Consider the following 13,719-nt stretch of genomic DNA (forward strand, 5'->3'; position numbering starts at 1 on the left):
AGTAGGTATTCAATCACCGACCGCGCCTCAAAATACATCAGGCTCCGGGGAGGGAGACAATCACCCGAGTCCTTACATCTAGAGGGGATGCTGGCGGACGGGGATCCCATTCCGGGTCAGGCCCCCATTGCTGAGCACCAGAAGAATCCTGTCTATAAGGACGGAACCTGGGCGCTTGTTGAGGTTGACCTCTTCCACCTTTCTGGCGAGGTTCGCCGGATCAATGTATCCCTCCCCGAACGCATTCTCGCGATCATTGACCGGGCCGCCAAGGAAGAAGGGGAGAGCCGGTCTGGCTTTCTAGCTCATGCTGCCTTGGATTATCTGGGGCACCGTCCGCGAGCTCGTTAAGGTCATTGAGCGTCCGGATAGCCGTGAACCACGGGGATCAACCTAAGGTGTTGATGTTTAATAAACTTATTCTTATTGAAAGAAAGCCGAAGCAATCAGGGCCTTTTGCGAAAAATCGGATTTAAGGGGCCCTTCGGGCCCTCTTTATTTCGCCGAGGCTGCATAGCTAAGAGTCCGGATAGTGGGCAGTGGGGCGCTCCAGTGGCAATCTCCCATAATGCAGCTTAATCTCTCTCCAGTTCTACTGGTTGAGATAACTACACTTTTGGGATCTAACCGAGGTTCGTCCCGCACGAGACGGGGCCAAACGGCCGGCGGACCGTTCCGGTCTTTTCGCCGTCTTCCCCTCCTCGACCTCCCGGTTTTCCCAGAACCGTTGGGCTTGGCCCAGCGGATTCAGCTCGCTGTTCGGCGGGGCGAACGTGCGATCGCGTTTCTCTTGCTTCCTGCCTTAGCCGGTCGGCTTCCTGGGCAGCCCCTTCCGTCAATTTGTCGGTTTCCACCTGGGGCCGCTCGGGCCTGCTCCTGGGCAGTCCGTTCGTCCGCGGCCTGGGCGTGGGCCGCGGATAGACCAGACCCGTTGTTTGCACCTTCAGGTTTTTAGGCAGGGGGCAGCTCGGTGTCGGCATCGAAGGCGGACTCCTTGTGTATCTGGGCGCGTAGGAGGGGCTGCAACCAAGGAAACGAGGAGCCCGACAACCCCAGGGGTGGCAGCCCCCGCAGGCCTACAGGTTGTCGACTGACAACCCTGATGAGATGCTGTCAATATCCATCATCTAGGTGAAGGGTGGATGTCGAGGAAGAGGCATTCAAAAAACGAGGTGGGGTATGCCCTGCGTCACGCAGAATCTAGGGGCTGGTGAGTGGATGTGACGGAGGCCATGCCTGGGGGAAAAGGTAGTGCCCCTACAACCTGCAAGAATGCCGCTGCGGGGAGCACTGCATATCCTCTAGCTGGGGCACCCCCAAGAACCCGAACAACCATGCCAAGCAGACCCGGGTGGTGGTGGACTATTGCATTGGCGAAGTTGCTGAGACCAAGGGGTAGGGCCATGAAGGAATACGACTTCAGGTTGAAGTTCCGGCTCGGAAGCGCCAATGAGGATGCCGGGAAGTACCTGGAGGCGCTTGCGGAGGTGGGATGCGACGATGCCTTGGTAGGGGTGGGCCAGAATGGCCGGGTCTCGCTGCACTTCATCCGGGCGGCGGATAGCGCCATGGAGGCCCTAACCAGTGCGGTCGCCAATGCGCGCAAGGCCATCCCGGACGCGAAACTGATCGAGGCTGACCCCGACTACGTGGGGGTAACCGACATCGCCGACTTCTTTGGGGTGTCCCGCCAGAATGTGCGCAAGCTCATACAGAGCAAGGGGGCCTCGTTCCCCGATCCGGTCCATGAGGGCAATCCCTCCCTCTGGCATCTGGCGGATGTTCTGAGGTGGTTCCAAGAGGAGGGACAAAAAGGCTTCTCAAGCGAAGCCCTGGAGGTTGCTCAGGTCACCATGCAGCTAAACGTGCTCAATTGCTGCATGAAAGCTTCTGTGGCTTCTGGGAACGGCTTTTATTTCGATGCCCGGGCGCCTAGTGAAGAGCTACGAGCGGCCATGGGGTAAATCGCCGGCTTGGGTATCAGGAGAAGGGCACCCGCAAGGGTTCGGGTGCCCTTCTTTGTTTGGGCAGGGGAGGATAGGGTCGAGGGGCCAGCTGAGGTGCAAAAGGTGGGGCGCGCGGTGGCAGCTATGGACTTTCGGGCTGGGGTCGCTCCGCGCCTTGGGCTCGTTCATCGCTGGGTACCAGGCGTACCTCGAAGTGGGTTCCTGTGGCCTCCGCATAACGGCGAAGGGTTTTCCAGGTGGGCATTTGACGGCCACTTTCCAAGCGGGCCACTGCTGGCTGGTTGGTATGCATCCGTTCAGCCACTTCGCTCTGGGTGAGGGCGGCCCGTTGCCGCGCGGCGATCAGTTCCCGGGCCAGGGCGTATTCGGGCGCCAAGTCGTGGTAGTGCTCGCTAAACTCCTGGCCTTGGAGAAATTCCTCTTTCATTTCCAGGAGTTTCTTACCCATCATCTACCTCCTTGCTCCGCTCCTTGGCCAGTTTATAGCAGGATTAGTAGTCGACCGGCTCGAGAAGGGGCTGGATCTTGGCCACCATTTCCTCCCATAGGGCCTCTGGGATGCGGGTTATTGGATCTCCCGCGCGGGCGCGCCAGTCTAGAGAGCGCACCTGATCGGCGAGGATAACTCCGGAAAGATTAGGTACGGTATCCAAGGAAACCTCGAATGGATACCCTTTTGCCTGGTTTGTGACTGGGCAGATCAGCACCAGGCCGGTTTTGTGGTTGAAGGCTTGGGGGCTGACCACCACTCCAGGCCGCCAGCCTCGCTGCTCATGTCCGGCCTGCGGGTGGAATCGGAACCAAAGGGCATCGCCCTGCTGGGGCGTTGCAGGTTGGGGGGCCATTACAGCTCATTGCCTTCGGGTCCGCCCCAATCCACTTCCTTGTGGAGGTTTGCCTCGGTAATCCCGTCCAGGAGCGAATCCAGGGAATAGGACGGCCTGGAGCGGGCCGGACGGATTACCAAAGTATGGTCTTCTACCTCGATCTCCACCTCGTCTTTCAGGAGAAGCCCGGACTGCTCCAGCAGGGGTTGGGGGATCCGAACCGCCGCGCTGTTACCCCACTTGCTTACCGAAGACCGCATAGTGATACTCCGCGTTTTTGTTTCTACAATGTAGATCCTACCAACCCCAGCTAAGTTCCGCCAATAACTGATTCCCAAAAGCGGCATGCTGGGGCTTCTGAAGGCAGGACCCCGGGATGCAAAGGCCCCGCCAAGGGCGGGGCCATACCGGGTCAGGAACCCTTTACGGGCCCTTCGCCAGCTTCCCGGGCTTACCCCAGTTTCTGGGCCAGGTCGCTAGCCCGCAGGTGCGTATACCGTTTAAGCATCCGCAGGTCCTTGTGGCCGGTTACGCTCGCGATTTCCATCAGGCCCAGTTCGGTGCGCTCGAAAAACCGGCTAGTGGCCTCGTGGCGCAGGTCGTGGAAGCGCAGGTCCTCGATTTCCGGAATCCCCTTGTTCCGGGCTTCCCGGTTCGCACGTTTGATGCACCGCTTCCAGGCGAGCCGGGCCGCGTTGTCCGACAGGGGGATGACCCGCCCGTCCAGGGAGCGGGGCAGGGCCTGGAGCACCGCGAGCGCTCGGGTCGACAGGGGCACCGAGCGGGCCTCGCCGTTTTTGGTTTCGGGCAGGTGGGCGGCCCGGGTGGTCAGGTTGACGAGGTCCCAGCGGAGGCGCAGCAGCTCGCCGCGCCGCATGGCCGTCTCCAGGGCCAGCTGGATAAACGGTTTGATCCAGGGGCATTCCGCCTGGGCGGCGGCCCGCAGGATCCGCTCCTCTTCGCCGGGCTGCAGCCGCCAGTCCCGGCCCTTGGAGGGGCGGGGCATGCGGATATTGGCCACCGGGTTGGCGATCCCCGCGATGCTCCATTCCTTGCGGGCGACCTCGTAGAGGTTGGACAGCAGCGCCAGGTCGAGGCGGACGGTGTCGGGCCCCACCTCCTGGAGCCGTTCGTCGCGGTAATCGGCCACATCCATCCCCCGGACCTTGCCGAGCGGCCGTTCGGTGATCTTATGGCCCAACAGCTTCCCGATCCGGTAGCTCTCTTGCACCCGGCTCTTCTTCCCCGGGGTCACCTCCCGCCGGTAGCGCTCCAGCGCTTCGCCGAGGGTGGTTTCCTCGGCCTCCGAGGTATCCTCCCAGACCCCGGCGTCCATCTCCGATTCGATTTTTCGCGCCCACTGCTCGGCCTGGGGCTTTTTCGTGAAGGTCTGGGTCTGGTCGGGGTAGCCCCGCCGTCGAACGATGACCTGCCACCGGTTCCCGCGCTTGCGGATGCTTGCCACGGATCTTGCTCCTTTTGCTTTGGCCTGGTGTGTCTCCTGGGACACAGTCTAGGGCGCCGCAAGCCGCTTGGGAGCTACCCCCCTTTTTCGGCGGAGTGTGACAAGGCGGGGTGGGACCAAAAAAAAGGGCTTGCGGCGAAATCCGCAAGCCCTTGATTCAGCGGGGTTTTCATATGGTGGAGCCGAGGGGAGTCGAACCCCTGACCTCCAGAGTGCGATTCTGGCGCTCTCCCAACTGAGCTACGGCCCCGATAGCGGGCGGAAAACGCCCGCTGGAAGGCAGTACTCTAACGAAAGTCCTGGCCCTCCGCAAGCGAAGCGGTGCTCAGGTCTGTACCTGGGGACGCAGTCCCATGAGCGCGGCGATCCCCGCCAGGAACAGGCCGGCCAGCAGGGCGATGGGTCCGATGCCGGTCCCGAGCACGGTCATGGCCCAGCCCTGGTTGAAGACCACGCCCAGGTAGAGCATTCCCGAATGGAAGACGGCGGCGATGAGGAACAGCCAACTGATCACCTGCTTGAAGGCGGAGGGCACGGCCAGGAACATCAGCAGTATGCCGATGACGATATTGGCCATGGATTCCAGGTTGCCGTGAGCATGCGGCCCCCCTTTGATGGAATTGACGGCTTCTTCCTCCACCTTCATCAGGTTGTTCAGGGCCAGCAGTGCCTCTCCGGTCACCACCGCGGGCTCGTCGGCCATCATGAAGCCACTCTGCACCTGCTGTTCCAGGGTGGAGAACCGCTCGGCCTTCTGGCCCTGGGCCTCCGCCACCGGACCGGACAGGTTGCTGCTCATGACCAGCCCGAGGGCGGCTGTGGCCACGAAATAGATCAGGCCGAAAACGATGTTCTTCTTGCCTTCCATCAGCGGATCTCCTCCTCATTTCGGGCTTCCGGATGCGCTTCGAGCTCTTCGGCGGTGAAATACTTCCGCCCGTGGATCATGGCGGATACCAGCGAGCGGCGTTCGGTGACCTCGTGCACGGCCACCATCACCAGGTGGAGTACGACGAAGCCGAGAATGATCCAGAATCCGGTCTCGTGCACTGCTTCCCAGAGCTCGCCGAGCTCCGACGGGCTGGTGAACATGGTGGCGCCGGTGGTTACCTGGCTGAGGCCGACCACCAGGAAGGCCGCATAGGCCAGGCCGGCGAGGGGGTTGTGTGCCCGGTAGAAGGGACGTTCTCCGCGAAAGCCGCGAAGGTAGTGCCGGATGGTGGCGCGAGCCGTCTGCCATTGGTCGGAAGTGTGGGGCAGTACGTCGCGCCAGGATCCGCTGCCGGGCGCGATGAACAGCCACAGGATCCGGGCCAGCAGGCCGGCGCCGAACACGTAGCCGATGCTCGCGTGGATAGTAACCAGGAGATGCTCGCCGTCCTCGGAAAGGCCGAGGGTGTGCTCGCCCATGATCATGGCGCCCAGGGCGAACTGCGCGAGGACGGCAAGGGCGATCCACCAGTGCAAGATCCGCACGACCGGATCCCAGACGCGGCGTCCATAGACAGGCGTGTCCTCCACGGGAGCTCCTTGAGATGGCAGCGAAAATCCCTTCGGGGAAGTATAGGCAGAAGGCGCCGAGCATTGTCCAGCAAAGGTGGACGCCGCCCGAGGCGCGGGCTACCATTGGGCCGATTCCAACCCGCCCCACGGCACCACAGCACCCCATGAATCCGCACCAATACTGCGCCGAAAAGGCCGCGTCCAGCGGCTCGAGCTTCTATTACGCCTTCAAGTTTCTGCCCCCCCGCAAACGGGAGGCCATCCAGGCCCTGTACGCTTTCTGCCGGGAGGTGGACGATGCGGTGGACAACGTTTCCGATCCCGCGGCGGCAGCGGCCCGCTTGGCCTTCTGGCGCGGTGAGGTGGAAGAGGTGTTCGGCGGGCGTCCCCAGCACCCCGTGGGGCAGGCCCTTGCCGAGGCGTGCACCCATTTTCAGCTCGACAAGGCCTATTTCCTGGAGATCATCGACGGCGTGGAGATGGATCTTCATACCCACCGCTACGAGTCCTTTTCCGACCTCCAGCTCTACTGCTACCGCGTCGCCTCCGTGGTGGGACTGCTTTCCATCGAGATCTTCGGCTACGGCGATCGCGGCACCCGGAAATACGCGCACAAGCTCGGCATTGCTTTCCAGCTCACCAACATCCTGCGCGATGTGGGCGAGGACGCCGGGCGCGGCCGGATCTATATCCCCCAGGAAGACCTCCGGGCGCACGGCGTGGCGGAAGGGGATATCCTGGAAGGACAGCCTTCGGAGGCCTTTTCCCGGCTGATGGATTTCGAGATCGACCGGGCCCTGGATTACTATCGACAGGCGCTCGAGGAGCTTCCGGAGTGCGACCGGTACAATCAGCTTCCCGGCCTGATCATGGCCGCCATCTACCGCAAGACCCTGCAGGAGGTGGCGGAGGCCGAGGAGAGTGTCCTGAGGCACGAGATCCGGCTGACCCCGCTGCGCAAGTTTTGGATTGCCTGGCGGACCTATCGCGAGGAGCGCAAGCGGGCCAAGCGGGTGGCAAAGCATTGAAAGGCAGGAGGGTATAGTGACAGGGGAAACGGGAGGCTCCCAGGAAGGCGCCCTGCGGGGGCGGGTCTATCTGGTCACCGGCGCCGGATCGGGTCTCGGCCGGGCAGTGAGCCTGGCCTTCGCGGCAGCGGGGGCCACCATGGTTCTGCTGGACAAGGAGGTGGCCCACCTGGAGGCGGTCTACGACGAGATCGAGCAGGCCGGGGGACCCCAGCCCGCCATCTTCGCCGTGGACCTGGCGGGCGCACAGCCCGAGGATTACAGCAAGCTGGCGGAGACCCTTGAGGAGGAGCTGGGCCGGCTGGACGGCGTGGTGCACGCTGCGGCCATCCTGGGCGCCCTCGCGCCGCTCGAGCACTTCTCCCCGGAGACCTGGGACAAGGTTCTGCGCGTGAACCTGACCGCCCCTTTCCTGCTCACGCAACCGCTCCTCCGCCTCCTCCAGCAGGGGCAAGACCCCACCGTGACCTTCGTCAGTGATTCGGTTGGCAGCGAGCCCCATGCCTATTGGGGCGCCTACGGCGTGTCGAAGGCGGGGGAGGAGGCCTTGGCCCGGATGCTCGGCGAGGAAACCGAAAAGGCCGGCATCCGGGTGAATATCGTGGAGCCCGGTCCCATGCGGACTCCCCTCCAGGAGGAAGCCTTCCCCGCCGCAACGCCGGAGGAGCTGCCCGATCCCGCCGAGCTGACCCAGCTGTTCCTTGAGCTTGTCGCTCCCTCCGGCGCTCCAGCCCACACGCGGCGCCTGACTCCCGGGGATCTGCCCGTCTAAATCTATCCCGCGGATGGGCCCGGTCTCCCGGTTTTTCGGGGGAGCGTTCCAAACGGGCCAACGGTCGGCCGGGATTGTCCGGTTTGGCGCACTCGGCGGGCCTGCGGTTCCGGGAACTCCCGGGCCACTGCCTAGTCAGCGCTGGTATAGGAATTGCAGCTAGGTGCGTGGAGCCTCTCCATGAAGCGGGCGCGTCTTTCTGAACCGGCGGCCCCTTCGCGGCGGGGTTGAATCCCGGCGGCATTCTCGACTGAGCAGGGTTCCGTGGAGAATGCCGATGGGTTCGTGGAAAACAGGTCGCACCCATGCGGCCCGGCCGGCCGGGCCGGAAAACCTAATCCCGGTTTTGAGGTAAAGACGAATGGATCTGTCGCTAACCCAACAAATCCTCCTATGGGGATTTCTGGTGGCCGTGGTGATCGGAGCGGTTGCCAACAAGACCAACTTCTGCACCATGGGCGCGGTGTCGGACTGGGTGAACATTAATGACACCGGCCGCATGCGCTCCTGGCTGTTCGCCATGGCCGTGGCCATTACCGGGGTGCTCATCATGGGCATGACCGGCGTGATGGATCCGGCCATTACCGCCGACGGCAACCAGACCTTTCCCCCCTACCGCACCGCCAACTTCGCCTGGCCCCGCTACCTCCTGGGCGGGCTGCTGTTCGGCGTGGGCATGACCCTGGGCAGCGGTTGCGGCAACAAGACGCTGGTCCGGATCGGCGGCGGCAACATCAAGTCGGTGGTGGTGCTGGCGTTCCTCGGGCTGGGCGCCTATCTCATGATGTTCAACACCACCGCGCAAAAGCTGCTTATCGTGCCCCTGCAGCCTGCCTCCTTCAATTTCGCCGCCATGGGCGCCCCGGACCAGTCCCTGGGCGGCATCGTGGGGGCCTTGCTGGGCGTCTCCGGCGCCACCATGAACTACGTGCTGGGCGCCATGCTGGTGATCGGCCTACTGGCCTTCGTGTTCAAGTCCGTGGATTTCCGCGCCCGCTTCAACAACATCCTCGGCGGCGCGGTGATCGGCCTCGGCGTCCTGGCCGCCTGGTTCGTGACCGCCGGCCCCTTGGGCAAGAAGTGGATGGAAGAGCTGATGTTCGCGGTGCAGCCGCCCGTTCAGCACGCCGCCGCCCAGTCCTACACCTTCGTCTCGCCGGCGGGGGATCTGGGCCGGTGGATCACCGGGGGCTTCGGCACCAACCTCCTCAGCTTCGGCCTGATGGCCCTCGCCGGGGTGGTGGTGGGCTCCCTGGTGTGGGCCCTGGTAAGCCGGACCTTCCGCTTTGAATGGTTCGCCTCCTGGAAGGACGCCGGCAACCACGTCATCGGCGGCTTCCTCATGGGAATCGGCGGCGTCATGGGCATGGGCTGCACCATCGGTCAGGGCGTGACCGGCATCTCCACCCTGGCGCTCGGCTCTTTCCTGACTTTTGGCTCCATCGTCATCGGCGCCGCACTGACCATGAAAATCCAGTACTACAAACTGGTCTACGAGGAAGAGGCCACCTTCGGCAAGGCACTCGTTGCCGGCCTGGCCGACATGAAGCTGCTCCCCAACGGGATGCGCTCTCTGGAGCAGATCTGAAACCGGGCGAACCGGTATAGCATCCTCTCAGCAGGTTGCTCGTGCCAGCCCCCGCTTTTCGCGGGGGCTTTTTTGTGGAAAGACACAGAAAAAAGAAAATGCCAAACCGCCTAGAAAACAACGGCAGGAGTGCCCCAGACCTTGGAGGAGAAGGCGGCACTATTCGCCGTAGGCAGGCTGGAGCCCGCCTCCGGCTCTAGGATTTTGTTTTCGCCGTCCTTGTCGTTTCTTGGCGCGCTTGGCTACTTGATGTTGCTTTTTGGGTTATGAAGCTGAGCGCGCCAACCGGAAGCCCGTAAAAGGCCAGCGGGCGTCGGTGGGGAAGAAATTGCGGTAGGTGGTGCGGATGTGGGAGCGGGGAGTGGCGCAGCAGCCCCCGCGCAGGACCATCTGGTTCACCATGAACTTGCCGTTGTATTCCCCCACGGCCCCTTCCGGGGGCTGGTAACCGGGATAGGGCAGGTAGGCGCTGCCGGTCCATTCCCAGACGTCACCGAGCATCTGCGCGGGCGCCCGGCTGCCCTCCGGTGCCGTAACCGGATGGAGGTGGCCGTCCTCCTGAAAGGCCCCCTGCGGACCGGGGCACTCCCGGGCCGCCACTTCCCATTCCGCCTCGGTGGGAAGCCGGGCCCCGGCCCAGCGGGCATAGGCGTCGGCCTCGAAGTAGCTGACGTGACACACGGGCTCGCTCGGATCCACCGGGCGCTGGCCGCCCAGGGTGAAGACCGTCCAAGAGCCGTCGCCGTCCTTCCGCCAGTACTGAGGGGCCTCCCAACCTTCCCGGCCCACATGGGCCCAGCCTTCCTCCAGCCACAGCTCCGGACGTTGGTAGCCACCGTCGGCGATGAAAGTCAGGAATTCCCCGCAGGTCACCGGACGCGAGGCGATTCGGAAGGGCTCCAGAAAGACCCGGTGCGCCGGTCCCTCGTTGTCGTAGTGGAAGGCGCCGCCGGGATGGCCGATCTGTCGGATCCCCTCCGCAAAGTCGATCCAGACCTGTTCCGGGGCCGTGCGCTCCGGGGCGGTAGCAGGCGTCTGATAGACCGGATCCAGCGGGCTGCAGCTGAACAGATGCTTGAGGTCCATGAGGATCAGCTCCTGATGCTGCTGCTCGTGGTTGAGTCCCAGCTCCACCAGGTCGGCGATTTCCCCCGCCTCGTCGGAGTCCAGGAGGGTGGTCACCGCCCGGTCGACATGCCGTCGGTAGGCATGGACCTCGTCGAGGCTCGGTCGGGTGAGCAGGCTGCGCTGCGGCCGGGGATGCTGCTCTCCGATGCCGTTGTAATAGGAATTGAAGAGCACCCGGTACTGTTCGCCGTATGGCTGGAAGTCCGGCTGGTGGCCCTCCAGGATAAAGGTCTCGAAGAACCAGGTAGTGTGCGCGAGGTGCCACTTGACGGGGCTCGCCTCGGTCATGGACTGGGCCAGGCAGTCCTCTGCGGACAGCGGTGCGCAAAGGGCCTCCGTAGCCTCCCGGACGGCGTGGAAGCGGCCAGCGAGTGTGTCGGAGGCTTGGCCGGAGGGGAAGGGTTCTTGCAGGTTTTCCATGGCTTCCTGATCCGGGACGGGAAAGGGAACAAACCTAAATACAAGGTCTTAGTAATGCAAGAGCAGGACGTCCCGGTCAATCCGGGACTTCTGCAGCGGGGCAGGAGGCGCGCAGGGGGCAGGCGCCACAGCGGGGCTTCGGCTTGCAGTAATCCTTGCCCAGGGCGACGATCAGGGCGTGGTATTCGTTGTACAGTGCGCGATCCGCGGGCAGCGCCTCCTGAAACCGGGTCTGTATGGCGGTATAGGAAAGCCCGGACTCCAGCAAGCCCAGGCGCTCGAAAATCCGGCGGGTATAGGCGTCCACCACGAAGATGCGGTGCCCCAGGGCGTACAAGAGGATGGAGTCGGCGGTTTCCTCCCCCACGCCCTTGACGGCGAGGAGGCGCACCCGCAGCGATGCGGTGGGCTCCCCGGCCAGATGGGCGATGTCCCCATCCGGACATTCCCGGAGCAGGAAGCGGCACAGGGCCTTTAGCCGCTGGGCCTTGACGTTGAAATAGCCGGCCGGACGGATGTGGGCTGCCAGCGCCTCGTCGGGCGTGTCGAGGATGGCGCGTGGCGCCAGGCAGTCCGCCTCCCTGAGGGCGGCAATGGCGCGCTCCACGTTGGTCCAAGCGGTGTTCTGCGTGAGCACGGCCCCCACGGCCACCTCGAAGGGGGTGTCCGCCGGCCACCAGTTCTGGGTGCCGAAGGCCGTGTACAGGGTGTCGTGGATGTCGCGGAAGCTCGCCATGGGATTGAAGTGCCAGCCCGGTTGCAAAAGGGAATACGGACCGGACCCGCAGAGCGGGGTAGGGTACGGTCAGGGGCCCATTCCCGCCCAAGGCGGTCCGGAACCGAAAGCGTGCCGGTACCCGGCGCGTTTCAGCGGTCGTCCTGGCCCGCCGCCCGGCGCAGCCTCGTCACTTCGCCCTCGTCGAGCTCGCGCCACTGGCCGGGCTTCAGGTCCCGGGGCAGGGAAACGGGGCCGTAGCGGGTGCGCAGGAGCCGGCTGACCGGATGGCCCACGGCTTCCAGCAGCCGGCGCACCTCGCGTTTGCGCCCTTCGGTGAGCACCACCCGCAGCTCGGCGTTTTTTCCCCGCGTCGGCAGAAGCTCCACCCGCGTGAAGCGGGCCGGACCGTCCTCCAGCTCCACGCCGCTTTGCAGCCGCTCCGCGACCGCCGCATCGGGGGCGCCCCGCACCCGGACCCGGTATTCCCGCTCCACCTCGCGAGCGGGGTGCATGAGGGCGTTCGCGAGCTCCCCGTCGGTGGTAAGGAGAAGCAGGCCGTTGGTGTTCACGTCCAGACGGCCCACCTGGATCCAGCGGCCTGCTCCGGGATCGGGAAGGCGGTCGAAAACGGTGGGGCGGCCCTGGGGGTCCGAGCGGGTACAGACCTCCCCTACGGGCTTGTGATAGGCCAGGAGGCGGGTCTCGCCGTCCGCTTGGCGGCGGGAGAGCGTTTTCCCGTCAATGGCCACGTTGTCCTCTGGGCCCACTTGATCGCCGGGCGCCGCCACCTGGCCGTTGATGGTAACGCGCCCGGCGACCACCCAGCGGTCGACCTCCCGCCGGCTTGCCACGCCGGCTCGGGCCAGGGCCTTCTGGACCCGCTCAGCCATGGTCGTCCACTTCCGGAGTGCCGGGATCGTCGGTGGATGCCTCGTCTTCCGCGCCGCCGTCCGGATCCAGGTGGGCCGCGAGGGCGGCGATATCGGCCTCCTGGACATCCTTGAGGGGCGGCAGCTCGTCCAGGCTGCTCAGGCCGAAATAGCCGAGAAACTGCCTGGTGGTCCCGTAAAGGGAGGGACGCCCGGGGACTTCCTTGCGCCCCACCACCTGGATCCATTCGCGCTCCGTCAGGGTCTTGAGGACCCCCGAGCTGAGGCTGACGCCGCGGATGTCCTCGATCTCCGAGCGGGTGGTGGGCTGTCTGTAGGCGATGATGGCCAGGGTCTCGAGAACGGCCCGGGAAAAGCGCGGCGGCCGGCTCTGATGGAGACGGTGAATCCAGGGGGTGGTGTCTGGATGGGTCTGAAACTGGTAGCCCCCGCTTGTGTCCACCAGATGCACGCCCCGGTCGGCGTACTCCGCCTGCAGCTCGCCGAGGACCGTCTCGAGGTCCTCCCGCCCGGGGGCGGTTTCTTCATCGAAGAGACGCTGGAGCTGCGCAATGGAAAGGGATTCCTGCGCGGCGAACAGGGCGGCTTCGACGATCTGGCGCAGCTTGGCGGTGTCCCGGGTCATGGCACGCGAATATAGAGTGGGTGGAGCGCCTCCACTTGGACCAGCTCGATCATCTGTCCCTTGGCCAGCTCCAAGAGGGCGAGGAAGGTTACCACCAGGCCCTCTCGGCCCTCGTGGTCATCCAGCAGCTCGGTGAAGCGGTAGGCGGTGGCACCTTCCAGGCGGGCGAGCACTTCGCTCATGCGCTGGCGCACGGTGAGTCCCTGGGGACCCACCTCGTGCTCCTTGTGCAGCTGGCCACGCTGCAGGACCCCCTGAAAGGCCTCCAGGAGGTAGAGCAGGGAGGCCTCGGCCCTGGGGGCTTCGGCCTCCGGATCCACGGGGGCGCGGGCAACGAAAAAGTCCCGTTCCCGGCGGGGCAGCCGATCCAGGGCCTCGGCGGCCTCCTTGAAGCGCTCGTATTCCTGGAGCCGTCGTATCAGCTCGGTGCGCGGATCCTTCTCCTCGTCCTCCTCGTCGGACGGAGGGCGGGGCAGCAGTATGCGGGACTTCATCTCCGCCAGCGTGGCCGCCATGACCAGGTACTCCCCGGCCAGATCGAGGCGGTTCTGGCGCATGAGCTCCACGTACTGCATGTACTGGTGCGCCACCGCCTGGATGGAGATCATAGAGATGTCCAGGCGGTGGCGGCGGATCAGGTATAGCAGCAGGTCCAGGGGGCCCTCGAAGGAGTCCAGGAAGACCTCCAAAGCCTCCGGTGGGATGTAGAGGTCATCGGGGAGCTGTACCAGCGGCTCCCCGTGTACCCGCGCGACGGCCTCGCTGTCGCTCATGTACATGTCCGTCCG

The 13,719-nt window shown here is 64.5% G+C and carries 16 protein-coding genes and 1 tRNA gene; 5 read left to right on the forward strand and 12 right to left on the reverse strand.

The genetic code is table 11. From position 1 onward, the window contains the following. Positions 1 to 351: type II toxin-antitoxin system HicB family antitoxin (locus tag ACERLL_RS14100; RefSeq protein WP_373656744.1), on the forward strand; the 351-nt coding region annotated here is incomplete at its 5' end. Positions 352 to 1,403: 1,052 nt separating this feature from the next. Beyond that, complete coding sequence (locus ACERLL_RS14105; protein WP_373656745.1) at positions 1,404 to 1,964, forward strand: helix-turn-helix transcriptional regulator; 561 nt, start codon at positions 1,404 to 1,406, stop codon at positions 1,962 to 1,964. A gap of 124 nt (positions 1,965 to 2,088) precedes the next feature. Here ACERLL_RS14105 and ACERLL_RS14110 read toward each other — a convergent pair whose 3' ends face one another. The 7 genes from ACERLL_RS14110 to ACERLL_RS14140 all read right to left on the reverse strand — a co-directional run bounded on the left by ACERLL_RS14110 (position 2,089) and on the right by ACERLL_RS14140 (position 5,780). Beyond that, entirely contained in the window at positions 2,089 to 2,415 is a 327-nt protein-coding gene (locus ACERLL_RS14110) for a helix-turn-helix domain-containing protein (RefSeq protein ID WP_373656746.1), read from the reverse strand. A gap of 43 nt (positions 2,416 to 2,458) precedes the next feature. After that, positions 2,459 to 2,812, reverse strand: a complete 354-nt coding sequence (locus ACERLL_RS14115; protein ID WP_373656747.1) for a type II toxin-antitoxin system PemK/MazF family toxin — start codon at positions 2,810 to 2,812, stop codon at positions 2,459 to 2,461. Then, entirely contained in the window at positions 2,812 to 3,054 is a 243-nt protein-coding gene (locus ACERLL_RS14120) for an AbrB/MazE/SpoVT family DNA-binding domain-containing protein (protein ID WP_373656748.1), read from the reverse strand. Before ACERLL_RS14120 ends, ACERLL_RS14115 begins: the two co-directional genes overlap by 1 nt. 191 nt (positions 3,055 to 3,245) lie before the next feature. Then, positions 3,246 to 4,259: a site-specific integrase gene (locus ACERLL_RS14125; protein WP_373656749.1), complete on the reverse strand. Its 1,014-nt coding sequence runs from the start codon at positions 4,257 to 4,259 to the stop codon at positions 3,246 to 3,248. Positions 4,260 to 4,433: 174 nt separating this feature from the next. Next, positions 4,434 to 4,509: transfer RNA gene (locus ACERLL_RS14130), tRNA-Ala, on the reverse strand. Positions 4,510 to 4,584: 75 nt separating this feature from the next. After that, complete coding sequence (locus ACERLL_RS14135) at positions 4,585 to 5,127, reverse strand: hypothetical protein (protein ID WP_373656750.1); 543 nt, start codon at positions 5,125 to 5,127, stop codon at positions 4,585 to 4,587. Next, positions 5,127 to 5,780, reverse strand: a complete 654-nt coding sequence (locus ACERLL_RS14140) for a cytochrome b/b6 domain-containing protein (RefSeq protein ID WP_373656751.1) — start codon at positions 5,778 to 5,780, stop codon at positions 5,127 to 5,129. The genes ACERLL_RS14135 and ACERLL_RS14140 overlap by 1 nt, the downstream gene beginning before the upstream one ends. Before the next feature lie 146 nt (positions 5,781 to 5,926). On the opposite strand from ACERLL_RS14140, the gene hpnD reads away from it, so the two are divergent. The 3 genes from hpnD (at position 5,927) to ACERLL_RS14155 (ending at position 9,150) form a co-directional block, all read left to right on the forward strand. After that, entirely contained in the window at positions 5,927 to 6,790 is an 864-nt protein-coding gene (gene hpnD, locus ACERLL_RS14145) for a presqualene diphosphate synthase HpnD (protein ID WP_373656752.1), read from the forward strand. Between the two features lie 16 nt (positions 6,791 to 6,806). Further along, on the forward strand, positions 6,807 to 7,562 hold the full coding sequence (locus tag ACERLL_RS14150) for an SDR family NAD(P)-dependent oxidoreductase (RefSeq protein WP_373656753.1): 756 nt from the start codon (positions 6,807 to 6,809) through the stop codon (positions 7,560 to 7,562). A gap of 361 nt (positions 7,563 to 7,923) precedes the next feature. Then, complete coding sequence (locus ACERLL_RS14155) at positions 7,924 to 9,150, forward strand: YeeE/YedE family protein (protein WP_373656754.1); 1,227 nt, start codon at positions 7,924 to 7,926, stop codon at positions 9,148 to 9,150. A 264-nt stretch (positions 9,151 to 9,414) separates the two neighbouring features. On the opposite strand, the gene egtB is transcribed toward ACERLL_RS14155, so the two are convergent. The 5 genes from egtB to ACERLL_RS14180 form a co-directional block, all read right to left on the reverse strand. After that, positions 9,415 to 10,698 carry an ergothioneine biosynthesis protein EgtB gene (egtB, locus tag ACERLL_RS14160; protein ID WP_373656755.1) on the reverse strand — a complete coding sequence of 428 codons (1,284 nt, stop codon included), beginning with the start codon at positions 10,696 to 10,698 and terminating at the stop codon, positions 9,415 to 9,417. Between the two features lie 76 nt (positions 10,699 to 10,774). Next, complete coding sequence (locus ACERLL_RS14165) at positions 10,775 to 11,434, reverse strand: endonuclease III domain-containing protein (protein ID WP_373656756.1); 660 nt, start codon at positions 11,432 to 11,434, stop codon at positions 10,775 to 10,777. 131 nt (positions 11,435 to 11,565) lie between these two features. Next, on the reverse strand, positions 11,566 to 12,306 hold the full coding sequence (locus ACERLL_RS14170) for a pseudouridine synthase (RefSeq protein WP_373656757.1): 741 nt from the start codon (positions 12,304 to 12,306) through the stop codon (positions 11,566 to 11,568). Beyond that, entirely contained in the window at positions 12,299 to 12,931 is a 633-nt protein-coding gene (scpB, locus tag ACERLL_RS14175; RefSeq protein WP_373656758.1) for an SMC-Scp complex subunit ScpB, read from the reverse strand. The genes ACERLL_RS14170 and scpB overlap by 8 nt, the downstream gene beginning before the upstream one ends. After that, positions 12,928 to 13,704 carry a segregation and condensation protein A gene (locus ACERLL_RS14180; protein ID WP_373656759.1) on the reverse strand — a complete coding sequence of 259 codons (777 nt, stop codon included), beginning with the start codon at positions 13,702 to 13,704 and terminating at the stop codon, positions 12,928 to 12,930. Before ACERLL_RS14180 ends, scpB begins: the two co-directional genes overlap by 4 nt. Positions 13,705 to 13,719 lie beyond the last annotated feature (15 nt).

It is taken from the genome of Thiohalorhabdus sp. Cl-TMA, from assembly GCF_041821045.1.
Taxonomy (GTDB): Bacteria; Pseudomonadota; Gammaproteobacteria; order Thiohalorhabdales; family Thiohalorhabdaceae; genus Thiohalorhabdus; species Thiohalorhabdus methylotropha.